Origin of the sequence: Borrelia duttonii Ly, assembly GCF_000019685.1 — a bacterium.
In the GTDB taxonomy this organism is placed as follows: Bacteria; Spirochaetota; Spirochaetia; order Borreliales; family Borreliaceae; genus Borrelia; species Borrelia duttonii.
Genome location: NC_011229.1, coordinates 877,666 through 903,349, shown reverse-complemented (window position 1 = coordinate 903,349; position 25,684 = coordinate 877,666). Strand labels below are relative to the sequence as shown.

Sequence of the window (25,684 nt, the reverse complement as noted above, 5' to 3'; positions counted from 1 at the left end):
AATTATACAATGAAAAATTAAAAACTCTCTATAGTAATTTTAGAAACTGTAGAAACTTTCTCTACAACTATTTGCGTCTTAATTTCTTCCTTTAAATAAGAAACATGAGATATTATACCTATTTGACGCCCATCGATACGCTGTAAATCAGAAATTTTTGGGATCACTACTTTTAAAGTGTCTTCATCAAGACTTCCAAAACCCTCATCAAGAAAAAATGCCTCTATTTTAAGATCACTATCCCTGATCATATCTGAAAAAGCTAAAGAGAGAGATAAAGATACAAGAAATCTCTCACCACCAGATAAAGTTTTAACATTACGAGTCATATTTCCATCCCTTTTACTCCTAACTAAAAAATTAAAATCTCTACTACCTGTATTAATTTCAAGCCCAAAATCAGGAAGAATAATGCTTAAATATTTCTTATTAGCTATACTAAGAATTTCATCAATCAAAAAACTTTGAACATAATATTTTAAACTAGGAGATACAGTAATAATTTTTTTTAAAATTTCAAGTTTATCATTACGTTCATTAATATTGATTAATTTACTATTGATATTCCTTAAATTAATCTCCTGTTCATTGAGTTCTAATTGAAGATTTTGTACACTTGAAAAAGCTGCATCATACTTACTAATCTCTTTAGAGAAAACTTCAATTTGAGACATAAAATTAGACTTTAATTTTAAAAAATGTTCCAAACTATTTTTGCTAGGAGTTAAAGAATCAAGAAAAACAATGGGATCTGTATCACAAGTATTACCTCGCATTGCTACTTTGAAATTCAAAAAATTAGAAGTAAAATTATCTAACTCATCTTTAAGCTCTATTTTAAAATCTAATATAGTTTGTTTTATAAATTCAATTTGACTCTCAAGTTTCAATTTTTCATTGTTTATATTGTCAAGACACACATTAAATTTCATACGATCATTTTCTATATTTCTTTGAGAAATTAAAAATTTTTCAAATTCTTCTTCTAATAAAGTAGGATCACTAAAATTAATGTTTAAATTAATATTAGACAGTAAATTTTTTATCTTATCCAAATTGTCTTTAATTTTTACATCGTTTAAGGAAATTTTAGAATTTAAATCATTAAGAATTAATTTCAATTCTGCAACTTTTTTAAATTTACTTTCAAAAACCAACATCTTATTTTTATCAGAATAATCTATATATTTATGAAATAAACTTTGACCAACTCTTTTTAAAATTTCTGAATCATTTTTCTTAAAATTTGCAACACAACCTTCCCATTTAATCTTATTTTCTTTATTACGCAAGATATCCAATCTCAAGATATCCAATTCAGATTGTAAAACTTGAAGCTTTGAATTTAATTCTAAAAGATCATTTAAATTACTAATTTTTAACTTTTCTTTTCCTTGATATGCTCTATACGCATCTTCAAGAAACTTAAGATTTTCTATATCTCTTTCAACCAATTCTTTATTTTTAATAAGATGTTCCAAAAATTTTTCATAAAAATCAATCTTAATATTCATGTTAACAACTTGAGAAAAGTCATTATTTTCATTATCCGAGTTTAACAATAACGATAATCCATTTTTATATTTCAATATTAGCTCTTCATAAAATCCTTTTAACAACTTTAATGCCTCATAATAAACATATTTATCAAAATCAAATGTTACCTCTTTTAAAGCAATACTTTTAATTTCAACATTCTTTTTCCTTTGTTTTTCTAACAATTTCTTTCTTTGAATTTCCAACTGTCTCTCTTTTACAAGCAATACATTATAAGCTTTCTCATCAAATCCTATTTCACAAAAAATAGCATTTTCATAATATAATTCTTTTACATAATCAAAATTAAAATTATCTAAATCCAAATATTTTAATTCTTCTAAATCTTTTTTAACCCTTGAAAATTCATAAACAAACTGATTCTTATCATTTAATAATTCAATATGCCTTCTAACAAAGTTTTTTAAATCCAAAAAATCATTAGAATGATAAAATGCAAGTCTTTGATCCAACTGAGATTTGATCTTTGACTGCAAATGATGCTCATGCTTTAATTTTTTTCGACTCTCAATCTTAAAAGACAAGTCTAATTTTAGATTATCAATTCTACACTGAATATTTAAATAATTTCTATTAAATTTTATTATCTTTTCACAGATAACTATTAACTTATAAACATTATCAAGATTTTTTTTCAAAAATTCTATATCAATTAAACTCAAAATCTCTTTTAATTCATTGATTTTCTTTTTATTAATACTAACTCTATTTTTTTCCTCAGTATCTAAAAATATCAATTTTTCCCGATTAAATTTTGTAAGATCTAATTCTTTCTTTAAAAAGATCTCTATATTATCATATTTTTTTAAATTAAAAATATTATCAATTATAGCTGCTTTACTCTTTGGATTTGAAGTTAAAAATTCCTGAAAATTTCCTTGGGGCAAGATAACAGTTTGGCAAAACTGCTCAAAATCTAATCTACAAAGACTCTTAATGTAAACCAAAACATCATCTCTGTTTTCAATAAAGTTTCCATCACTAAGACAATTTAGCACCATACTCCTTGGTGTTTCTTTTTGTTTTATATGAAGTTCAATAAACGATTCATATCTCTTCTCAGAAACAGTAAAAGTAAGCCTCACATAAGCACTATCAAAACCTTTTGAGATAAAATCTGAAATATTTTTATCAAGCCTATAAACACGTGCATAAAGAGCAAGCGTAATACAATCTAAAATTGTACTCTTTCCAGCTCCTGTATTCCCAGAAATTAAAAAAATTCCAGACCTTCTTAAAACAGACACATCAAAATTAATTTCATACTCACCTTTATAAGACGCAATATTTTTAAATATTAATTTATTTATCCTCATATTCCCCTGCTCTTCCCTTCAGTAATACCTCTTCAAAAAGAGCAATAAGTTCTTCTTCCTTAAATTTATTTCTTCTCTTAAAACCACCCACAATATCCCTTTTCAATTTTTCTTGAAAAAAATACTTCTCATCTCTATTTAACACTTCATCTCTACCAAGCAATTTACGCTCATTTTTAAAAGACTCTTCGCCTGAATCTTCCAAATTATAATAAACATCAAATATATTAATGAAACTTGACTTTATTAAATTATAAATTTGCTCCTCAAATTCTGAATTCACCCTATCATTAATTTCAATTTTTAAATAACAAAGATAAGAAATTTCATTCTTAATCCTATTTAAATTATTAATCACTTCTTGAAAAGAACCTTTCAAAAAATACAATTTACCAAATATAGGAAGTAAAACCCTATTTTGCTCAACCAATTTATTATCACAAAAAAATAAAACGTTTACATATTTTTTAACATCCTCATCAAACGAATACTGAATTGGAGAACCCGAATACACTATATTCTCTTTTAATCTTTTAAAATTATGAATATGTCCAAGTGCAACATAAGAAAAATCATTACCAAAAACATTAACGGACAAAATAGGGGTGTTAACAATAATATCAGTCATACCACCGCTAGAAAAAAAAGAATGTGCCATTAATATCTTAGGAACGTCAAAATAATCTCTAGAGAGCAATTTAAGAATATCTGTTATCCGAGTTTCATAAGCTTTTTCAACATTATCAAGAAATACATCATTATTCAAATCTATATTTTGATAATCTGAATCTAAAAGAAATCTTTCATTAACATAAGGCATACATACAATAACAAATTTAACATCATTACCATCTTTTAAAAGAATTAAATGATTATCAATGTCATCTCCTGTCACCAAAAAAAAATTAAATTTTGAAAGTATCTTCTTATGAATATTAAAATAATCTTTCTTATCATGATTTCCAGCAATAACTACACACCATTTACAAGATGTAAAAGACAATTCATAAAAAAAATCATTTATCAACTTTTGATCTTCAATGCCAGGCCTCTTTGAATCATAAACATCACCAGCAATAAGCAAAAGATCAATTTTTTCATTCACAATGAATTTCAATAAAAAATTTAAGAATTGTTGTTGTTCACCAATTCTAGAAAAATGCCCAATTTTTTTACCAATATGCCAATCAGATGTATGTAAAATTTTATAGATACTCATAAAATACCGTGCTATTTTTGTTGAAAAATTATAACAATTTATACATTATGTTATATTATATATATATAAGGGTTTTATGCAACAAAAAAGATTAATAATAGTAGAATCACCAACAAAAGCAACAACAATAAAAAAATATCTAGACAGCTCATTTTCTGTGGAGGCTTGTATAGGGCATATAAGAGACTTGCCAAACAGCGCCAAAGAAATACCAGAAGAATATAAAAAATTTGAATGGGCAAATCTGTCGATAGATTACCAAAATGATTTTAAGCCACTCTATATTATTCCAAGTAATAAAAAAATGATTATTGAAAAACTTAAAAAACTCATAAAAGACCAAGATGAAATATATCTTGCAACTGACCAAGACAGAGAAGGCGAAACAATAGCATTTCACTTAAAAGAAGTATTACAAATCAAAAATTACAAAAGAATGGTATTCCACGAAATTACAAAAAGCGCAATAATTGACTCACTAAATAATACAAGAGAAATTAATATGAATTTAGTTAATGCTGGTGAAACAAGAAGAATACTCGATAGACTTTATGGATATACTATTTCTCCTTTACTTTGGAAAAAAATTGCCTATGGACTTTCTGCTGGCAGAGTACAATCTGTAGGACTTCAATTAATTATAGAAAAAGAAAAATCAAGAATAAATTTTAAAAAAGCTAACTATTACTCAATTACACTTGAATGTAAACATAACAAAAACAATATACAACTTAAACCAACATTAGAAAAAATTGACAATAAAAATGTAGCCGAAAGTAAAGACTTTGAAAATGATACAGGAACTTTACATGAGCCTAATAAAACAATCCTTATAGACAAAATATTAATGAATTCAATCACAAAAGAGCTAAAACAAATAAACAATATAGAAGTAATTTCAATTGAAACAAAAGAAATCAAACTTACTCCTCCAAAGCCATTCATAACATCATCACTACAACAAGAAATAAACAGACGATTAAAAATAGGAACAAAACAAATTATGAGTTATGCACAAAAACTATATGAAAGCGGATACATAACCTATATGAGAACAGACTCTTATGAGATTGCAAAAACTGCAAAAGAAAAAATAAAAAACATTATAAGACAAAAATATGGAGAGGAATATATAGAAAAAAATGACAGAATGTATACCAAGGCTAAAATGGCTCAAGATGCACATGAAGCCATCAGACCTTCTGAAATGTTCACTCCTCCTGAACAAATACAAATTGAAAGCGAAACAGCTAAAGAAATATATAAAATAATATGGGATAGAACCATTGAATCTTGTATGAAAGATGCAATAAAAAAAATGGGAAAAATAAAATTTAAATATAAAAATTTAACCTTCAAAGCAAATTTTACAAAACTTATTTTTGATGGCTTCTTGAAAAATAATAAAGAATTTCATGAAGATAACATAATAGATTTTTCACTTATAAAAGAAGGAGATAAATTCACTATATTGAATATAAAACCAGAACAACATGAAACAAAACCCCCATTAAGATATACAGAAGCATCACTTGTACAAAAACTTGAAAAAGAAGGAATAGGTCGTCCTTCAACTTATGCAACAATAATATCAACACTATTTGAAAGAGAATATGTATTTAAACAAAATAACACATTAATACCAACAATAAAAGGAGCTGCAGTCATAAATCTTTTAAAAAAATATTTTCCAATACTAATTGAATTGCAATTCACATCTAATATGGAAGAAAATCTAGACAAAATTGCAATAGGCAAATTAGATAAAATACAATATCTAAATGCATTTTATAATGGAAAAGAAGGTCTCAAGAACACAGTAAGTAAAATAGAACCTATGATCAGTCCTGAAGAATTTAGAATGGTATATGAATATAATAATGACAAACAATTTAATTACAAAATTAATATTGGAAAATTCGGGCCATACTTAATTTTTAATGGAAATAATTATGCAATAAATTTAACAACACCTCTCGAAAATTTGTATAAAAAAGATGAAATACAAAAAATAATAACAGAAAAAGAAATACAACCTAATATATTAGGGGTTGATCCTGCAACAGGACTTAACATAATATATAAAAATTCAAAATACGGAGGAATTATCCAACTCGGCGAAGACATTTATGAACCACAAGGATTTACAAAAACAGGCAAACCAAAAAAACCTAAAATAATTAAAGCTAAAAAAGTTTCAACAAAAAACATAGAATATGAAAATATCACGCTAGAACTTGCTTTACAATTGCTCTCCCTTCCAAAAGTAATAGGCAAATATCCAAAAACCAATGAAAAAATAATTGCTACTACAGGAATCTTTGGAGACTATATTAAAACTGAAAACGATAGCATAATATGTCCACTAAAAAAAGACATGAAAGCATATAAAATCACACTCGAAGAATCAATTAAATTACTAGACACAAAATTAGCAAAAAACGGAATTATTGTAAAAATAATATCTCTATCTAAAAACAAAATTGGAAATAAAATCTATATTTACAAACAAAATGACAAATTTTATGCTAAAATTAAAAGGAAAAAGGTTGATTTGCCTACTAATATCGACCTTAATCAAATAGATGCAACTTATGTTTTTGGACTAATGTAGGATATGAATGATTTTGGACTCCCCATTTACAAATACAAAGATGACTTAATTAAAAAATTAAGCACAAATAGTGTCTTGATAGTAGAAAGTCCAACAGGAAGTGGAAAAACTACACAAATACCAAGAATAATATATGAAGCAGGACTTGCAAAGCTTGGCAAAATTGGTGTAACGCAACCAAGAAGAATAGCCACAATATCAATAGCAGAATACATTGCAAAACATATTGGTGTAAATCTTGGAGAAGAAGTAGGTTATAAGATAAGGTTCCAAGAAGTAATAAGTCCCAAAACAAAAATTAAATTAATGACTGATGGAGTCTTACTACAAGAACTCAAAAAAGACACATTACTTTACGAATATGATGTCATAATAATAGACGAAGCTCACGAGAGAAGCTTAAATATAGATTTTATATTAGGACTCCTTAAAGATATATTAAATAAAAGAAATGATTTTAAAGTCATAATTTCATCAGCTACAATAAATACAAAAATATTTTCAAAATATTTTAACAATGCCCCAATACTTAGCATAGAAACGATTACCTATCCTGTACAAATAATTTATAATCCACCATTACTTAATACATCAAAATCAATGATACTAAAAATAAAAGAAATCATTGCTGGAATAATCAAAGAAAAAAAAGAAGGGGATATTCTTATATTTCTATCTGGAGAGAAAGAAATAAAAGAAACAATAAAAGAAATTCATGCATTGAACCTCAAAAAAGATTTGATAATATTACCATTATATGGTCGTATGGCAAAAGAAGCACAAGAACAAATATTTATGCCTACACCAAAAAATAAAAGAAAAATTATAGTATCAACAAACATAGCAGAAACGTCAATTACAATTGAAAATATTAAAATAGTAATTGATAGTGGTAAGGTAAAAACAAATAAATTCCAGATGAAAACTCATACCTACTCATTACAAGAAGTACCTATTTCAAAATCATCTGCAACACAAAGAGCAGGAAGAGCAGGAAGGCTTTCAAAAGGCACATGTTACAGATTATACAAACGAGATGAATATCAATTAAGAGATGAATATCAAAAAGAAGAAATATATAGAACTGATCTCTCCGAAGTAATATTGAGAATGGCAGATATTGGTATTAAAAATTTTACGAAATTTGACTTTATTTCTAAACCCTCAATTAAATCTATCCAAACAGCAAGTGATATATTAAAATCTCTAGATGCAATAAATGAAAAAAATGAACTTACAGAGATTGGTAAGTACATGATAATCTTTCCCTTAATCCCAATACATTCAAGAGCTTTAGTAGAAGCAATGATGCACTACCAACAAGCAATATATCCAACAACAATTGGACTATCATTTCTGTCAACAAGTGGAATATTTTTACTACCTCAAAATGAAGAAATAGAAGCCAGACAGGCTCATCTTAAATATAAAAATCCCCTAGGAGATTTAATAGGATTTATTAATATATTTGAAGATTATAGAAAAGCCATTAACAAAGAAGACTTTGCAAAAGAAAATTATTTAGATTTACAAGGACTTGAAGAAATTAATAATGTACAAAGACAACTTGAAAATATTGTAAGCAGTTTTGATATACCAATTGTACATAAAAATGAAATTGATCACGAAGGATACTTAAAATCCATAATGAGAGGAATGAAAGACTATATTTGTTTTAAAACTTCAAAAAATAAATACAAAACAATAAAAGCTCAAAACGTAGTAATTCATCCTGGTTCACTTATTAACACAGATTCAGTAAAATACTTCGTAGCAGGAGAAATTATAGAAACTAGTAAAAGGTATGCTAGGGCAATTGGAGTACTTAAAAAAGAATGGCTTAATAATATTCAATTCGAAGAAAATAAAAACATTCCTCAAAAAGAAAACAAACAATCACATCATTCCCACAAAAATAATATATTACACAAAGAAAATAAGGATTCACTAAAAAAAGAAATCAAAATTGGAGGAAAAAAATTTTATATTCAAAATGAATATAAAAATCAATTAACATTTAGCTTAAAAGAAATTAAACAATTAATTTCAAAAGGTTTAAAAAATGAAGAAGAAAAAGCAATAAAAAATGTCCTCGCAAAACTAACATATGAAAATTTAATAATATTCAAAAATAAAAAATTAATAGAAATAATGCGTATAGTGAATGGTATGGAACCAAACTGGACACTGCTTAAAACATACGAAAATACAAATGTCAATATAAACGAAATTGACAAAATAAAAAACATCTTAGAATGTACTATGAACTTCATTCAACATTCCAATAAAAAATCTGTTCTTTTTTTATCACTCAGAAGTGATTATGCTGATAATTTTTGGTTAAAACCGCAAAAAAGCTTTATAGTAGCAATTGAAGAATCAATGGATAGTATTAAAAGCTTAATTGACAACCAAGACAATATTACAAAACTAACTTCTATCAAAAAAACAATAAATAAAGTTTATAAAAAATTAAATTTCTTTTTTTAAAAAAAAAGTAAATAAATATTATTTAAGCTAGAATCATATTGAAAGTTGATCTACACTATAACTAACAAATAACATATTAATGGGGGTCATATGCATAATTTAATGAAAAATATGCAAAATCTTGGCAAAGCACTACAAACTCCTGCTGCCGTTTTACCAATTGCTGGTCTTTTACTCGGATTTGGATATCTTATAATATCTCTTACACAACCTTTTGAAATACTAGGCAAAATTGGCAAACTAATGGAACAATCAGGTAGCGCTATTCTTGGCAACTTACCAATACTATTTGCAATTGGAACTGGAATGGGATTATCTAAAAATAACAAAGCTGCTGCTGCACTAGGAGGAGCCGTAGGATATCTAATTCTAAACGCAGGATTATCTACATTTACAATAATTATCAATGAAAAAACCGAGCCTGTTAACATGTCTGTATTAGGAGGTATCATTACAGGAATAAGTTCAGCTATGCTTAGCGATAAAGTAGTAGATTATAAAATACCACAATTTTTAGGATTTTTTTCAGGACAAAGATTAGTACCAATAGCCAATGGAATCTTTTCTGTAATATTTGCTATAGTATTTGGCTTTTTATGGGCACCAATACAAATAACCATTAATCAAATTGGAATATGGATGATAGAAGCTGGCAATTTGGGACTATTTGTATTTGGATTCTTAAACAGATTACTCATAATAACAGGATTACATCAACTCTTAAATACATTGGTGTATTTTGTATTTGGAGAATATACCACAAATGAGGGAAATATAGTACAAGGAGAAATCACAAGATATTTAAATGGAGATCCAACAGCTGGAGGATTCACATCGGGAATGTATCCAATAATGTTATTTGGACTACCAGGTGCAGCTCTTGCAATGTACTTAACAGCTAAAAAAGAACGCAGACAAGAAATAGGAGGTATCCTGCTCTCAGCATCACTAACCTCATTTTTAACAGGCATTACAGAACCAATAGAATATACATTCATGTTAATAGCACCACTGCTTTACCTAATACATGCTATTTTAACTGGAATATCACTAATCATTACCAATATATTTGGAATACGCATAGCATTTGCACTCTCAGCAGGAATCATCGATTATTTTTTAATGTTCCCAAAATCAACGAACGCACTATTAATACTTCCAATAGGACTGACAATTGGTATCATTTACTTCACCATATTTTTCACACTAATTAAAGCATTTCAAATAAAAACTCCTGGCCGTGAAGATGATATTAATCAACAAAATTTTAAACATATTCAAAATATATCTCAAAATGATACTTTTGAGGTAATAATTCAAGCTCTTGGAGGCACTAACAATATAATAAATATAGACTCATGTTTCACACGACTCAGAGTAGACGTAAAATCGCCCGAATTAGTCAATCAAGATTTAATGCATAATCTTGGAGCCACTGGAACAATTATCACACCAGGAAATCAGGCTCAAATAATATTTGGTGCAAAATCAGAACAAATTGCAAATTACATAAAATCTAAAATTTAAAAAATAAAAAATACAAAGAAATAAATTTATTTCTTTCTTTGTATTTCTACTAAAAGGATATGATGCTTAGGATAAAATCAAATGCCTTTAACATTATCTAAAATATTATTAACTTTACTAATAACTAACCCTCTTGCTCAAACAAATAACACAGACAAAAATAATTTTGAAAAATTATATAAACTATACATGTTATATGACTTAAATAACAATCTACCAAAAGAACTTGAGACCATAAATGCAATCAAAAGCTTAAACTCAGAATATTATTATTTACTTATGGCCAAATACCTACTTAAAATCAAAAAATATGAAGAAGCAAATAATTTTTTACAAAAATTACAACCACCCAAAGACCAAAATACAAAAAATGCAATTCTGCTATTAAAACTAAAACTTAATGAAGACAACATAAGTGAAGAAGAAATTAATGATCTTTTACAAAAAGATAAAGAAATAGATATAAAAATTATTTACTTGTTATATAAAATAACAAAAATCAAAAATGACAAAATAGCTTTAAAATTAAAAAATATAATATTAAAAAACTATCCTAAAAGTATTTATTCTTATAAAATAAAAAGAAATGAATAAAATAATACCATTTATAATAACATTAATTTTACCATTCAATACACTATTATCACAACAATTACCCTATCCAAATAATTTACAACCAAAATATGAAATAATTAAAGGATCATTTCAGGAAAGTAATTATGTTATTGTTAAGATTAAAAACAAAGATTTAAAGTTTATAATATCAAAACCTATTTATGATAAAAAAATGAATAATTATTATTTTAAAGGACAAACAACAAGTCAATTTTTAATTTCTAATAAAGTAGATATTGCAATCAATACTAGTCCATATACAATTAAAGGAACTATGTTTTATCCCAATGGTATATATATATATAATAAAAAACTAATCTCTCATGCAAAAAAAGATCAGGGTATCATTATAATAAAAAATAACCAAATCATATTAAATCCCAAACACAATGAAATTAAAAACTCTGATTACGGTTTTGGTGGCTTTTTTTCATTAATTAAAAATGGAAAATATACTAAAAATTTCAAAGAAAATAAACATCCAAGAACAATAATAGGTACTGACAAAGAAAACAAGCACTTATATCTAATCACAGTAGAAGGAAGAGGCACTAATAATAGCAAAGGAATTTCATTAAATGAAGCAATAGATTTATCATTAAGTTATGGCGTTACCAATTCTATTAATCTAGATGGCGGTGGATCAAGTACACTTGTAACAAAAGTTGATAACCTTCCTTATAAACTAAATACCACATCCAATCTTTTTGGACAAGAGAGAATAATACCTTGTCACTTAGGAATAAAACTACCTAATTTAAAAACTTCCAACCAACATTAACTCCAAAAGTAATTTCCGTAGTCAAACAAGAAACACTTCCCGAAGAAAAAGAAGTAGGTGAAATTGAAAGTATAAATAGAGGTCTAATATACAAACCTTTAACTTCAGGAATAAAGAGATCTGTAGCAAATCCCAAAGACACAAATACCAAATTTTGCCTTATAGAACTTAAATCAATCGTATATTTAATTCCAATAAGAGGAAATAATGTTCTAACATATTCTTTAAATACAATAGGATAAATTCCATAAAATCCAAAAGAAAAATATCTACTATGATGACTAGCCAAAAAAGCATCTTTATAAGAGATATCAAAAATAACATAATTAGCATCAAAGTATAAATTGAAATTTATTCCATTATCTATTCTAGTATCATTTTCTAACAATATATCCTTATTACTTTTGCTAGTATAATTAGTAAATTGATAAGAAAAACCCCCTCCAAAAGACAATGGATATGCAAATATTAAATCACCCAAAGGAAAAAATAAAAATAACAAAAAAACATATTTTTTCATTGATAATCCTTAAACTTTCTAAAAAAACATTATATTATTATATGTAGTTATATATCAAGAATATCTATAATAATATTATGAAAATAAAATTATTACCCTTAATTATATTTTTTTTAACATGTAAAATAAAACAAGAAGTTTCTTTAACAAAAGAATTTAAATTGCCCAAAAGCAGCATCCTAGGATTTCCCCAAAAAGTAGGAATCATAACAAAAAATTATACCATTTTAAATAATACAATTCAAATACAAAAAATTAATTATGATTATCTAACAATAATTAGAAAAGACGAAATAGTTAGAATTGAAAAAATTATGCAAGATACAGAACAGCATGGCATTAAAGGAAAATGGGTACTAGCAACCTATAAAGGAAATAAAGGATACATCTTTAGCAAAGATATCAATATAATAGATAATATAATCATTGAATAAACTAATAATATAAAGATGTTAGTTAGCAAAACTAACATCTTTATTATTTATTTTTCTTTTTATGTCTATTCTTTCTTCTTTTTTTCTTTCGCTTATGAGTAGATATTTTTTTTAATTTTCTTTTTCTTCCACAAGGCACGCCTCATATCTCCTTATTAAACAAAAATTAAATCCAAAATGTTCTTTAAATCATCATCTGGATGAAACCATAAAACATTAGGAAGTTTATTAAAAAAAGTCATTTGCCTTTTTACATACAAAAATGAATTTTTAACTATTAGATTAATTATATCATTTAATAGATAACAAGGTCTACTCCTCCACAATAAAAATTCACGATATCCTATTCCTTTAAAAGCTGGTGTTTTTTCATCATATCCTTTTCCCAATAAGCTTTTAATCTCATCAAGCAATCCACAATCAATCATATTTTTCACTCTAGAGATTATTCTAGATTTCATCTCGTCCATAGGTCTTCTCAACCCAATAGCTACAATATTTTCAAACATATTCTCTCTTTGTAAAAATTGACTAATTGGAATACCTGTTTGATAATAAACTTCAAGAGATCTCTTAATTCTATAAATATCATTTTGATTAATTGATTCATATCGTTTAAAATCAACTCTCCTAAGTTCCTCCAAGAGATAATCTTTACCCATTTTAATAAAAAGGTTATTAATATAAAGTCTCACCTTCTCAGAAACAGGTGGTGCACTGGGTAATCCATATTTCAAATGTTTAAAATAAAAAGCAGATCCCCCTACAAATATAGGTATTTTTTTTTGCTCTCTTAAACTTTCTATTATTTTGCATGATTCCTTATAAAAGATTCCAAGATTATACTCATAAATAGGCTCTAAAAAATCAACTAAATGATGTCTTATATGAGATCTCAATTCTATACTAGGCTTACAAGATGCAATATCAAATTCCTTATAAACTTGAATAGAATCAACACTAATTACTTCTGCCACACCTTTTGGAAAGTGAAAGAGAATATCACTTTTACCTACAGCTGTAGGACCAAATATAAAAACTATTTTATTTGTCTTCAATTGAATATAAAAATCGCTCTGCAAAAATATCATTAAAAGCTTGACTGACAACTCTTTCATCAGCAATACTATGTTCTGCCAAATAAATTTGCTCAATAATTTGATCTGTACGAACTATTACAGCCATCACAAGCTCATAATAATTCCCATCAAAATCTTGTATTTTTTTTAACGGAATTTTCATTACCTTAAAAAACCTCCTTAATTTATTTAACATATAAATTTCTTTTCTCTATTTCATTTTTTATCAACTCAAAAACTCTATTTGCAGATTGATCTGTAGTATCAACTATAAAATCAGCTACATCTAAATAATTATCAATATTTATATTATACACAGATAAATATCTCTTAGAATCATTAAAATCTCTATTAAAAGTACTAACCAAAATATCAGAATACATACCACCTTCTCTATTTATAATTCTTTCTGCCCTAATTTCTATCTTAGCATAAAGATATATTTTTAAATCGGCATCTTTTGAAAGCCAAATAGCAAGACGAGACGCAAGAATTGTATTATCTTCTTTTGAAAGCTTTAATAATTTATTGTCAAGATATTCATCCCAATAATAATCATTTCTGCCCATGATTTCTTTCTCATAAAATGTATCAAAAGGTATATTTTTTTCCCGAGCAATATCATGAAAGGTATAATTAATGAGCTTTAAACCATAATATTTTGCAAGCATACTACTAACAGTTGTATTCCCACAACCACTTTTGCTAGAAATGGCTATTCTCATTCAATATTCCTCAAATGTTCCTTTATTTTTTCTAAATTTAATTTCATATTTAAAACTAAATTCCTAATATCAAGATCAATAGCTTTATTACTCATAGTTGTAACCTCTCTATGCATCTCCTGAGCAATAAATTCTAAAACCTTTCCACATACCTCATGTTCAATATTTCTATAAAAATTATTTATATGTGAATATAATCTTACTATTTCTTCATTAATATCTAATCGAATTGCCATTTTAGCAGCCTCTTCTGCAACATTGATATCACTAAAATCATCCATCAATTTTAATAGATTCTCTTTAATACTTGAAAAAAGTTTATTATTTATACTGTCATGAGATTTTTTTAATAACTCTAAATCTTTCTCTATTAATACAAGCATTGAAATTATATCTTGTTTAATATTTTCACCTTCAAAAATTCTACTCTTATCATAATTCAATAACGTCTCTCTCAAAACTTCTTTAAAAACATCATAAATTAATGACTGCTCAACACTTACATCATCAACAATTAAAGCCCCTCGTAAAGATAAAAAATCACCAAGGCTCAACTCATCCTTAATATTTAAATTACTATTTTTTAATAAATTATCCCTAAGGCGAGTAATAGCCTCAACATAATGAGGATTTAAATTGAAATTAACATTTGGCATTATTTCCTTATATCCTACATATAAGAAAACATTACCTCTCTTCACATAAGTTGCAATAAAATTCCTTATATCAAGCTCATAAGCATATAAAACTTCGGGCAATTTAAATTTAAATTCTAAAAATTTACCATTATAAGATTTCAAATTAACACTAAACATATAATTTGAAATAGCTTTTTCTAAGTGAAAAAATCCTGTCATACTTTTCATTTAAAATACCTTCATAAAAAATCATGTAATATAAAATTATCACCAGCTCCCATTGTAACAAATAAATCATTTCTCTTTAACAGACCTTTTATAAAATCAACAGAATCACCTATCTCTGCAAAAAAATAAACATTCTGATTTAGATCTCTTAAGGATAAAAACAAATCTCTAGAGAGTCTCTTAGGATCAAAATCTTCTCTAACTGAAAGATATATATTATGAAGAATTAACACATCAACATTACTTAAAACCCTCACAAATTCATCAAATAGAACTTTTGTTCTTGTAAATGTATGTGGCATAAAATCTAAAACAATACGTCTACCATCATAAAATTTCTTAAGACCTAAAAGAGTACTCTCAATTTCTTTTGGATGGTGAGCATAATCATCAAGATATATAACACCATCTTTTTCCATAATAAATTCCATTCTTCTTTTAATGCCCATATACTCTCTAGCTACTATTTTTATTCTCTCATCAAAATTCCAAACTAATTTTTTATGCTCTTCTAAAAACAACTTCAAAGCCAAAAGTGCTACTGAAAAATTTAAAACATTATGAATTAAAGGGGTTTTAAGCCTGATATCAATACTTCCCAAAAAATCAAATTTTAAAAATCCATCTCCAATCTCAAAATGTTCAATTTTAAAATCAGACAGAGAATTAAATCCAACACTAAATACCCTAATATCTTTTCTTATAATCTTATTTTTAATATTAAACAAATTACTTTCATCAGCATTTATTATCAATATCCCATTTTTCTTTAAGTTATTGACATATTGCAAAAAAATATCTTCAACCTCTTCATAATTTTTAAAAAAATCAACATGTTCATAATCAATATTGGTTAAAACAATTATATCTGGCGAAAAAGACAAAAAATGTCCCTTATACTCACAAGTCTCTGCAATAAATACATTGCTTTCCCCAACAAGACTAGATTTATCTTCTAAATTTTTCACACTAGAACCCAATATCAAATTAGGCTGCAATCCTAAACTATGAAATAAGATACCTAAAAATGCTGCCGTAGTGGTCTTGCCATGAGAACCCGCCACCCCAATACTATAATATTTTTTAGAAATTTCGCCAATAACTTCAGGATAAGAGAGAACTGGGATACCAAGTTCATAGGCTTCTAATAAAATAGGCAAATTATCCTTATTATAAGCTGATGAATATATTAAAGCATCATAAGATCTATTACATATTTTTAGTGAAAACTCATAAATATTTTCATAATATGTTATATTCTTGCTCTTTAATATATCTTCGGTATGAAACTTTAAAGGAACATCAACCCCTTCTATAAAATATCCCTTATCACTTAAAAAACAAGCAAGTGAACAAAGCCCAGAACCTTTAATTCCTACTAAAAATATATTGCTCCAATTATCCAAATCAATTTTCATCTTATTTATCCAAATTACCTTTTTGCTCATAAAATTTATGTATAATAACATCAATACCAGATATATTAATTATTGTATACTTAAGTACATTATTAATAATATACTCTCTAAGCATTTCCGCATCATCAAGTAAATTACTTCCAAGTGGAATATCTAAAAATAGCTTAAAATAATAACTCCCATGGCTTTTTTTTATTTTTAAATTATAAACAATATAATCTTTATTATATTCAGAAACACAATGTTCAATCACTTGTCTTACAGCATTTTTGGAAACAGATAAAATACCTCCCTCATCATGAAAATTAGGTTTTACAATAGAACGAATATAGTTCCTTTTCTTTGATAAAAACCCTTTACGTTTAAAAAAAACTCGAATTGAATCCAACAATAAATTTGGCTTAATAGATGTTATCTCAAAAGCAGCTGCTGGAACAACATGTTCACCCATCTGCCTTGAAATTTTTGCCTTTTCTATTTCTTTTTTAGTAGAAATATCTGTTATATAAATAATCTTAGAAGAATTTGGTAAAAAAAGCCTAGATGTTATTTTATCTATCATCCGAACACTTGTTCCCAATATTAATATTTTATTAAAATTTTCTTTACGAAGAGCTTCAACAATTTCATTCCTATGAACATCATCTTCAAAAATAGAACGCCTTATTGCATCAAACACATTATTTTCAAACTTAGCAGAAGTCCCAGCAATAATCTTCATGTTCTTAATTAAAACACCATCATCAATAATTAAAGGAATAGAATATTTATCTGCAATTAAATGTGATCTAAAACTTTTTCCAGTACCAGCAACACCTACTAAAGAATAAACCTTAATCTTTACAAATTTATGTTTAATAACAATTGAAATGTCCTTAATTGCACCTAAAGCATTTTTAAATGTGAGCTTCTTAAATAAATTCTTTAAAGTCATAAACACCAAAAATACTATTTATCCGTTTCACAAAATCTGAACTAGGTTCAACAAAAAATTCATTTCTTAAAAAGAAAGAATGGTTAAAGTTTATCAAAAAAGAATGTAAAAAGTAATTATTTTTTTTAAATTTAGGATTATATTTTTTATCATCAATTAAAGCATGATTATTAAAAGCACACTGTGCTCTTATTTGATGCGTAAATCCTGTCTTAATTGACACTTCAGCAAGTGTAGCAAACTTAGACACCAAAAGTGGCTTAACAATAGTTATAGCATTAAATTTATTTATATTACTATTTAAATTATCCATAACAAAAGTTTTCTTTACAATTTTATCCCGATACAAAAAGTTCTTATAAGTTAAAGATTTTCTAATCTCACCATCAAGTAAAGCTAAATACCTTTTGGTAACAATACCACTACTAAATGCTTTACTTAAAATTCTTGCAGAATATATATTCTTTGCAAAAACAATAAGACCTGAAGTATTTCTATCCAACCTATGTACAGCAGAAGGCTTAAAACTAAGAGATGCAAGATTTTCATCTAAAAGATAAGCATTAACCAAAACATCAAGTGAATACCCATCTCCATGAACTAAAACCCCCTTTCTTTTATTAATTACAAGTAAATCCTTATCCTCATAGACCAATCTACTCTCTACATCTCTTAATATATCGGTTTTATTTTTAATTACAACACCATTTAAATTTAAACCTTGCACTAAAGGCTTATACAAATAAATTTTATCATCCTTTAAAACCCGTTGTGAAAAAGAAACCTTAAGATTATTTAAACGAATATCACCATTTCTAATATGTTTTATTACCTTTGATTTAGGAAGTTTTAAAAATTTTATTAAAACTACATCAAGTCTTTTACCATCGTCATTATTTAAAACATTAATAACATTATACTTCCCAACGCTCTTAACATCCCCTAACAACATACAACTAAATTTTACTACATTTTTTACAAATAAAATTAACTATCAAAAATGAACATATCGAAATAAAAAATGAAGGAACAATAGGATGAACATCATATATACTTGCTTTATCACAAAAAATTATCAACAAATAACTCAAAAGCCCTGCAAACTGAGAAATAAAAGCTGATATCTTACTTACAAAATTAAAATAAAGACCAAAAACAATAATAGAAAAAAATGAAACTTCCAAAGCTCCAATCGCAAAAATATTTACAAAAAACAAAAAATCAGGTGGAGTTAAAGATAACCAAACTATTATTGACATAAAACAAACATTAGAAATAATGGTAATCCTTTTAACTCCTATTTTATCACCAATATTTTTACTTAGTAACAATATTACCTTAACTAAAGTAGAAGACATTAAAAGAAGTCCTGAATCTATTGTAGACATTATAGCTGACACAAGTCCTACAAAAAAAAATATAAATACATGGGGATTTAACACTTTTAATGCTATATCCAAAATAACTTTATCATTTGCCGCTAAGTTAGGAAAAATAACAAGTGAAAAAAAACCTATTAAATGCATAATAACAATTAAAAACCCTATCATAAAAGTAACAATAGGAAGAGAATATCTAATTGCTTTTACATCTTTAAAGGCTATAAAATTATTAACAAATTGTGGCAATCCCAACATCCCAACTCCTATTAATATCCAAAAAGAAATTATATAGCCTATTTTTAAATCCAAATTTGATGGTAATAATAAATCCTCCCTCAGTCCTAACTGAGCCATCCTAAAAAGATCACCAATCCCATCGCCCAAATCAATTAATTTTGCAAATAATAACACAGATGATATGACCATTAAAATTCCCTGTATCAAATCCATATATGCTATCATCTTAAATCCACCAAAACACACATATAAAAAAACAAAGAGAGCAAAGCAAATAAGAGAATCAATATAATTAATTTGAAAAAAAACCTCTAAAAGTTTAGCTCCTCCCATAAGTTGAGCCGAAATTAAAAACAAAGAAAAAAAAATTAATATAACACTACTAATTACAACTAAAGAACGACTAAAATATCTATACCCAATATAATCAATAATATTTATAGCATTAATTTTTTTAGACTCCAAGTTTAATTTCTCTCCAACAATAACAAATGAAATTAAACTTGTAGGAATTTGAATAACTGCTAAGAATATAAAAGACAATCCATATCTATAAACAGCCGAAGGTCCTGAAATAAAACTGCTAGCACTAACATAAGTAGATGCAACAACCAATGCCATTACAAAAAAATTCAAACCGCGATTTGCAAGAAAATAATCACGTAAAAATACTTTTTCCTCTTTTTTCCCTCGAAACAAAAAACCATACAAACAATATAAAACTAAAAAAACAAAAAATAAAACACATGCCTTAGTCATTTCTAAAAATAATTACAAAAATACATACCAATAAAAAACTAAGAAGAGGAAAAAAAATACATAATAATAAAAACCAAATAGGAATATTAAATATAGCAATAAAAAAATAAGATAAACAAGATGCAATACACCACCAGACAAATAAAAATAATTACCTCTCTTCACATAAGTTGCAATAAAATTCCTTATATCAAGCTCATAAGCATATAAAACTTCGGGCAATTTAAATTTAAATTCTAAAAATTTACCATTATAAGATTTCAAATTAACACTAAACATATAATTTGAAATAGCTTTTTCTAAGTGAAAAAATCCTGTCATACTTTTCATTTAAAATACCTTCATAAAAAATCATGTAATATAAAATTATCACCAGCTCCCATTGTAACAAATAAATCATTTCTCTTTAACAGACCTTTTATAAAATCAACAGAATCACCTATCTCTGCAAAAAAATAAACATTCTGATTTAGATCTCTTAAGGATAAAAACAAATCTCTAGAGAGTCTCTTAGGATCAAAATCTTCTCTAACTGAAAGATATATATTATGAAGAATTAACACATCAACATTACTTAAAACCCTCACAAATTCATCAAATAGAACTTTTGTTCTTGTAAATGTATGTGGCATAAAATCTAAAACAATACGTCTACCATCATAAAATTTCTTAAGACCTAAAAGAGTACTCTCAATTTCTTTTGGATGGTGAGCATAATCATCAAGATATATAACACCATCTTTTTCCATAATAAATTCCATTCTTCTTTTAATGCCCATATACTCTCTAGCTACTATTTTTATTCTCTCATCAAAATTCCAAACTAATTTTTTATGCTCTTCTAAAAACAACTTCAAAGCCAAAAGTGCTACTGAAAAATTTAAAACATTATGAATTAAAGGGGTTTTAAGCCTGATATCAATACTTCCCAAAAAATCAAATTTTAAAAATCCATCTCCAATCTCAAAATGTTCAATTTTAAAATCAGACAGAGAATTAAATCCAACACTAAATACCCTAATATCTTTTCTTATAATCTTATTTTTAATATTAAACAAATTACTTTCATCAGCATTTATTATCAATATCCCATTTTTCTTTAAGTTATTGACATATTGCAAAAAAATATCTTCAACCTCTTCATAATTTTTAAAAAAATCAACATGTTCATAATCAATATTGGTTAAAACAATTATATCTGGCGAAAAAGACAAAAAATGTCCCTTATACTCACAAGTCTCTGCAATAAATACATTGCTTTCCCCAACAAGACTAGATTTATCTTCTAAATTTTTCACACTAGAACCCAATATCAAATTAGGCTGCAATCCTAAACTATGAAATAAGATACCTAAAAATGCTGCCGTAGTGGTCTTGCCATGAGAACCCGCCACCCCAATACTATAATATTTTTTAGAAATTTCGCCAATAACTTCAGGATAAGAGAGAACTGGGATACCAAGTTCATAGGCTTCTAATAAAATAGGCAAATTATCCTTATTATAAGCTGATGAATATATTAAAGCATCATAAGATCTATTACATATTTTTAGTGAAAACTCATAAATATTTTCATAATATGTTATATTCTTGCTCTTTAATATATCTTCGGTATGAAACTTTAAAGGAACATCAACCCCTTCTATAAAATATCCCTTATCACTTAAAAAACAAGCAAGTGAACAAAGCCCAGAACCTTTAATTCCTACTAAAAATATATTGCTCCAATTATCCAAATCAATTTTCATCTTATTTATCCAAATTACCTTTTTGCTCATAAAATTTATGTATAATAACATCAATACCAGATATATTAATTATTGTATACTTAAGTACATTATTAATAATATACTCTCTAAGCATTTCCGCATCATCAAGTAAATTACTTCCAAGTGGAATATCTAAAAATAGCTTAAAATAATAACTCCCATGGCTTTTTTTTATTTTTAAATTATAAACAATATAATCTTTATTATATTCAGAAACACAATGTTCAATCACTTGTCTTACAGCATTTTTGGAAACAGATAAAATACCTCCCTCATCATGAAAATTAGGTTTTACAATAGAACGAATATAGTTCCTTTTCTTTGATAAAAACCCTTTACGTTTAAAAAAAACTCGAATTGAATCCAACAATAAATTTGGCTTAATAGATGTTATCTCAAAAGCAGCTGCTGGAACAACATGTTCACCCATCTGCCTTGAAATTTTTGCCTTTTCTATTTCTTTTTTAGTAGAAATATCTGTTATATAAATAATCTTAGAAGAATTTGGTAAAAAAAGCCTAGATGTTATTTTATCTATCATCCGAACACTTGTTCCCAATATTAATATTTTATTAAAATTTTCTTTACGAAGAGCTTCAACAATTTCATTCCTATGAACATCATCTTCAAAAATAGAACGCCTTATTGCATCAAACACATTATTTTCAAACTTAGCAGAAGTCCCAGCAATAATCTTCATGTTCTTAATTAAAACACCATCATCAATAATTAAAGGAATAGAATATTTATCTGCAATTAAATGTGATCTAAAACTTTTTCCAGTACCAGCAACACCTACTAAAGAATAAACCTTAATCTTTACAAATTTATGTTTAATAACAATTGAAATGTCCTTAATTGCACCTAAAGCATTTTTAAATGTGAGCTTCTTAAATAAATTCTTTAAAGTCATAAACACCAAAAATACTATTTATCCGTTTCACAAAATCTGAACTAGGTTCAACAAAAAATTCATTTCTTAAAAAGAAAGAATGGTTAAAGTTTATCAAAAAAGAATGTAAAAAGTAATTATTTTTTTTAAATTTAGGATTATATTTTTTATCATCAATTAAAGCATGATTATTAAAAGCACACTGTGCTCTTATTTGATGCGTAAATCCTGTCTTAATTGACACTTCAGCAAGTGTAGCAAACTTAGACACCAAAAGTGGCTTAACAATAGTTATAGCATTAAATTTATTTATATTACTATTTAAATTATCCATAACAAAAGTTTTCTTTACAATTTTATCCCGATACAAAAAGTTCTTATAAGTTAAAGATTTTCTAATCTCACCATCAAGTAAAGCTAAATACCTTTTGGTAACAATACCACTACTAAATGCTTTACTTAAAATTCTTGCAGAATATATATTCTTTGCAAAAACAATAAGACCTGAAGTATTTCTATCCAACCTATGTACAGCAGAAGGCTTAAAACTAAGAGATGCAAGATTTTCATCTAAAAGATAAGCATTAACCAAAACATCAAGTGAATACCCATCTCCATGAACTAAAACCCCCTTTCTTTTATTAATTACAAGTAAATCCTTATCCTCATAGACCAATCTACTCTCTACATCTCTTAATATATCGGTTTTATTTTTAATTACAACACCATTTAAATTTAAACCTTGCACTAAAGGCTTATACAAATAAATTTTATCATCCTTTAAAACCCGTTGTGAAAAAGAAACCTTAAGATTATTTAAACGAATATCACCATTTCTAATATGTTTTATTACCTTTGATTTAGGAAGTTTTAAAAATTTTATTAAAACTACATCAAGTCTTTTACCATCGTCATTATTTAAAACATTAATAACATTATACTTCCCAACGCTCTTAACATCCCCTAACAACATACAACTAAATTTTACTACATTTTTTACAAATAAAATTAACTATCAAAAATGAACATATCGAAATAAAAAATGAAGGAACAATAGGATGAACATCATATATACTTGCTTTATCACAAAAAATTATCAACAAATAACTCAAAAGCCCTGCAAACTGAGAAATAAAAGCTGATATCTTACTTACAAAATTAAAATAAAGACCAAAAACAATAATAGAAAAAAATGAAACTTCCAAAGCTCCAATCGCAAAAATATTTACAAAAAACAAAAAATCAGGTGGAGTTAAAGATAACCAAACTATTATTGACATAAAACAAACATTAGAAATAATGGTAATCCTTTTAACTCCTATTTTATCACCAATATTTTTACTTAGTAACAATATTACCTTAACTAAAGTAGAAGACATTAAAAGAAGTCCTGAATCTATTGTAGACATTATAGCTGACACAAGTCCTACAAAAAAAAATATAAATACATGGGGATTTAACACTTTTAATGCTATATCCAAAATAACTTTATCATTTGCCGCTAAGTTAGGAAAAATAACAAGTGAAAAAAAACCTATTAAATGCATAATAACAATTAAAAACCCTATCATAAAAGTAACAATAGGAAGAGAATATCTAATTGCTTTTACATCTTTAAAGGCTATAAAATTATTAACAAATTGTGGCAATCCCAACATCCCAACTCCTATTAATATCCAAAAAGAAATTATATAGCCTATTTTTAAATCCAAATTTGATGGTAATAATAAATCCTCCCTCAGTCCTAACTGAGCCATCCTAAAAAGATCACCAATCCCATCGCCCAAATCAATTAATTTTGCAAATAATAACACAGATGATATGACCATTAAAATTCCCTGTATCAAATCCATATATGCTATCATCTTAAATCCACCAAAACACACATATAAAAAAACAAAGAGAGCAAAGCAAATAAGAGAATCAATATAATTAATTTGAAAAAAAACCTCTAAAAGTTTAGCTCCTCCCATAAGTTGAGCCGAAATTAAAAACAAAGAAAAAAAAATTAATATAACACTACTAATTACAACTAAAGAACGACTAAAATATCTATACCCAATATAATCAATAATATTTATAGCATTAATTTTTTTAGACTCCAAGTTTAATTTCTCTCCAACAATAACAAATGAAATTAAACTTGTAGGAATTTGAATAACTGCTAAGAATATAAAAGACAATCCATATCTATAAACAGCCGAAGGTCCTGAAATAAAACTGCTAGCACTAACATAAGTAGATGCAACAACCAATGCCATTACAAAAAAATTCAAACCGCGATTTGCAAGAAAATAATCACGTAAAAATACTTTTTCCTCTTTTTTCCCTCGAAACAAAAAACCATACAAACAATATAAAACTAAAAAAACAAAAAATAAAACACATGCCTTAGTCATTTCTAAAAATAATTACAAAAATACATACCAATAAAAAACTAAGAAGAGGAAAAAAAATACATAATAATAAAAACCAAATAGGAATATTAAATATAGCAATAAAAAAATAAGATAAACAAGATGCAATACACCACCAGACAAATAAAAATAA

Annotated in this window: 21 protein-coding genes and 1 pseudogene; 6 read left to right on the top strand and 16 right to left on the bottom strand. The window is 26.4% G+C overall.

The genetic code is table 11. The features are described 5' to 3' along the window. Window positions 1-17 precede the first annotated feature (17 nt). Window positions 18-2,873 (bottom strand): SbcC/MukB-like Walker B domain-containing protein, encoded by a 2,856-nt coding sequence (locus BDU_RS04200; RefSeq protein WP_012538569.1) that lies wholly within the window; start codon window positions 2,871-2,873, stop codon window positions 18-20. Then, complete coding sequence (gene sbcD, locus BDU_RS04195) at window positions 2,860-4,092, bottom strand: exonuclease subunit SbcD (protein WP_012538568.1); 1,233 nt, start codon at window positions 4,090-4,092, stop codon at window positions 2,860-2,862. Before sbcD ends, BDU_RS04200 begins: the two co-directional genes overlap by 14 nt. Window positions 4,093-4,168: 76 nt before the next feature. Between sbcD and topA the strand changes: the two genes are divergently transcribed. From topA to BDU_RS04170, 5 genes are all read left to right on the top strand, one after another. Continuing rightward, window positions 4,169-6,706 carry a type I DNA topoisomerase gene (gene topA, locus BDU_RS04190; RefSeq protein WP_012538567.1) on the top strand — a complete coding sequence of 846 codons (2,538 nt, stop codon included), beginning with the start codon at window positions 4,169-4,171 and terminating at the stop codon, window positions 6,704-6,706. A gap of 3 nt (window positions 6,707-6,709) precedes the next feature. Continuing rightward, entirely contained in the window at window positions 6,710-9,196 is a 2,487-nt protein-coding gene (locus BDU_RS04185; protein ID WP_012538566.1) for a helicase-related protein, read from the top strand. A 90-nt stretch (window positions 9,197-9,286) separates the two neighbouring features. After that, a complete protein-coding gene (locus tag BDU_RS04180) occupies window positions 9,287-10,723 on the top strand; it encodes a PTS transporter subunit EIIC (RefSeq protein WP_012538565.1) in 1,437 nt (478 codons plus the stop codon). Between the two features lie 81 nt (window positions 10,724-10,804). Next, window positions 10,805-11,317 (top strand): hypothetical protein, encoded by a 513-nt coding sequence (locus tag BDU_RS04175; protein WP_012538564.1) that lies wholly within the window; start codon window positions 10,805-10,807, stop codon window positions 11,315-11,317. Continuing rightward, window positions 11,310-12,119, top strand: a complete 810-nt coding sequence (locus BDU_RS04170) for a phosphodiester glycosidase family protein (protein ID WP_012538563.1) — start codon at window positions 11,310-11,312, stop codon at window positions 12,117-12,119. The genes BDU_RS04175 and BDU_RS04170 overlap by 8 nt, the downstream gene beginning before the upstream one ends. Here the strand turns inward: BDU_RS04170 and BDU_RS04165 are convergent. Further along, on the bottom strand, window positions 12,091-12,639 hold the full coding sequence (locus BDU_RS04165) for a TDE1717 family outer membrane beta-barrel protein (RefSeq protein WP_012538562.1): 549 nt from the start codon (window positions 12,637-12,639) through the stop codon (window positions 12,091-12,093). The genes BDU_RS04170 and BDU_RS04165 overlap by 29 nt on opposite strands. Window positions 12,640-12,716: 77 nt before the next feature. Between BDU_RS04165 and BDU_RS04160 the strand changes: the two genes are divergently transcribed. Beyond that, window positions 12,717-13,073, top strand: a complete 357-nt coding sequence (locus BDU_RS04160; protein ID WP_012538561.1) for a hypothetical protein — start codon at window positions 12,717-12,719, stop codon at window positions 13,071-13,073. Window positions 13,074-13,228: 155 nt separating this feature from the next. On the opposite strand, the gene miaA is transcribed toward BDU_RS04160, so the two are convergent. From miaA to panF (BDU_RS04095), 13 genes and pseudogenes are all read right to left on the bottom strand, one after another. Then, on the bottom strand, window positions 13,229-14,131 hold the full coding sequence (gene miaA, locus BDU_RS04155) for a tRNA (adenosine(37)-N6)-dimethylallyltransferase MiaA (protein WP_012538560.1): 903 nt from the start codon (window positions 14,129-14,131) through the stop codon (window positions 13,229-13,231). Continuing rightward, window positions 14,118-14,315 carry a DNA-directed RNA polymerase subunit omega gene (locus tag BDU_RS04150; RefSeq protein WP_404801585.1) on the bottom strand — a complete coding sequence of 66 codons (198 nt, stop codon included), beginning with the start codon at window positions 14,313-14,315 and terminating at the stop codon, window positions 14,118-14,120. The genes miaA and BDU_RS04150 overlap by 14 nt, the downstream gene beginning before the upstream one ends. Window positions 14,316-14,337: 22 nt before the next feature. Next, window positions 14,338-14,877, bottom strand: a complete 540-nt coding sequence (cmk, locus tag BDU_RS04145) for a (d)CMP kinase (protein ID WP_012538558.1) — start codon at window positions 14,875-14,877, stop codon at window positions 14,338-14,340. Beyond that, window positions 14,874-15,743 (bottom strand): YicC/YloC family endoribonuclease, encoded by an 870-nt coding sequence (locus BDU_RS04140; protein WP_012538557.1) that lies wholly within the window; start codon window positions 15,741-15,743, stop codon window positions 14,874-14,876. Before BDU_RS04140 ends, cmk begins: the two co-directional genes overlap by 4 nt. 11 nt (window positions 15,744-15,754) lie before the next feature. Next, a complete protein-coding gene (gene murC, locus BDU_RS04135; protein ID WP_041177798.1) occupies window positions 15,755-17,161 on the bottom strand; it encodes a UDP-N-acetylmuramate--L-alanine ligase in 1,407 nt (468 codons plus the stop codon). A 1-nt stretch (window position 17,162) separates the two neighbouring features. After that, window positions 17,163-18,095, bottom strand: a complete 933-nt coding sequence (locus BDU_RS04130; RefSeq protein WP_038366664.1) for a hypothetical protein — start codon at window positions 18,093-18,095, stop codon at window positions 17,163-17,165. Beyond that, window positions 18,073-19,047, bottom strand: coding sequence for an RluA family pseudouridine synthase (locus BDU_RS04125; RefSeq protein WP_012538553.1), 975 nt, complete (start codon window positions 19,045-19,047; stop codon window positions 18,073-18,075). The genes BDU_RS04130 and BDU_RS04125 overlap by 23 nt, the downstream gene beginning before the upstream one ends. Before the next feature lie 4 nt (window positions 19,048-19,051). Beyond that, window positions 19,052-20,473, bottom strand: a complete 1,422-nt coding sequence (gene panF, locus BDU_RS04120) for a sodium/pantothenate symporter (RefSeq protein WP_012538552.1) — start codon at window positions 20,471-20,473, stop codon at window positions 19,052-19,054. A 114-nt stretch (window positions 20,474-20,587) separates the two neighbouring features. Next, window positions 20,588-20,803 (bottom strand): annotated as a pseudogene (locus BDU_RS07980) (YicC/YloC family endoribonuclease); the annotation flags it as partial. Window positions 20,804-20,814: 11 nt separating this feature from the next. Further along, on the bottom strand, window positions 20,815-22,221 hold the full coding sequence (murC, locus tag BDU_RS04110) for a UDP-N-acetylmuramate--L-alanine ligase (RefSeq protein WP_041177798.1): 1,407 nt from the start codon (window positions 22,219-22,221) through the stop codon (window positions 20,815-20,817). Between the two features lies 1 nt (window position 22,222). Then, entirely contained in the window at window positions 22,223-23,155 is a 933-nt protein-coding gene (locus BDU_RS04105; RefSeq protein WP_038366664.1) for a hypothetical protein, read from the bottom strand. Continuing rightward, the gene (locus BDU_RS04100; RefSeq protein WP_012538553.1) at window positions 23,133-24,107 is read right to left on the bottom strand and encodes an RluA family pseudouridine synthase; all 975 of its coding nucleotides are present in this window, start codon (window positions 24,105-24,107) and stop codon (window positions 23,133-23,135) included. Before BDU_RS04100 ends, BDU_RS04105 begins: the two co-directional genes overlap by 23 nt. A gap of 4 nt (window positions 24,108-24,111) precedes the next feature. Next, window positions 24,112-25,533: a sodium/pantothenate symporter gene (gene panF / locus BDU_RS04095; RefSeq protein ID WP_012538552.1), complete on the bottom strand. Its 1,422-nt coding sequence runs from the start codon at window positions 25,531-25,533 to the stop codon at window positions 24,112-24,114. Between the last annotated feature and the right edge of the window lie 151 nt (window positions 25,534-25,684).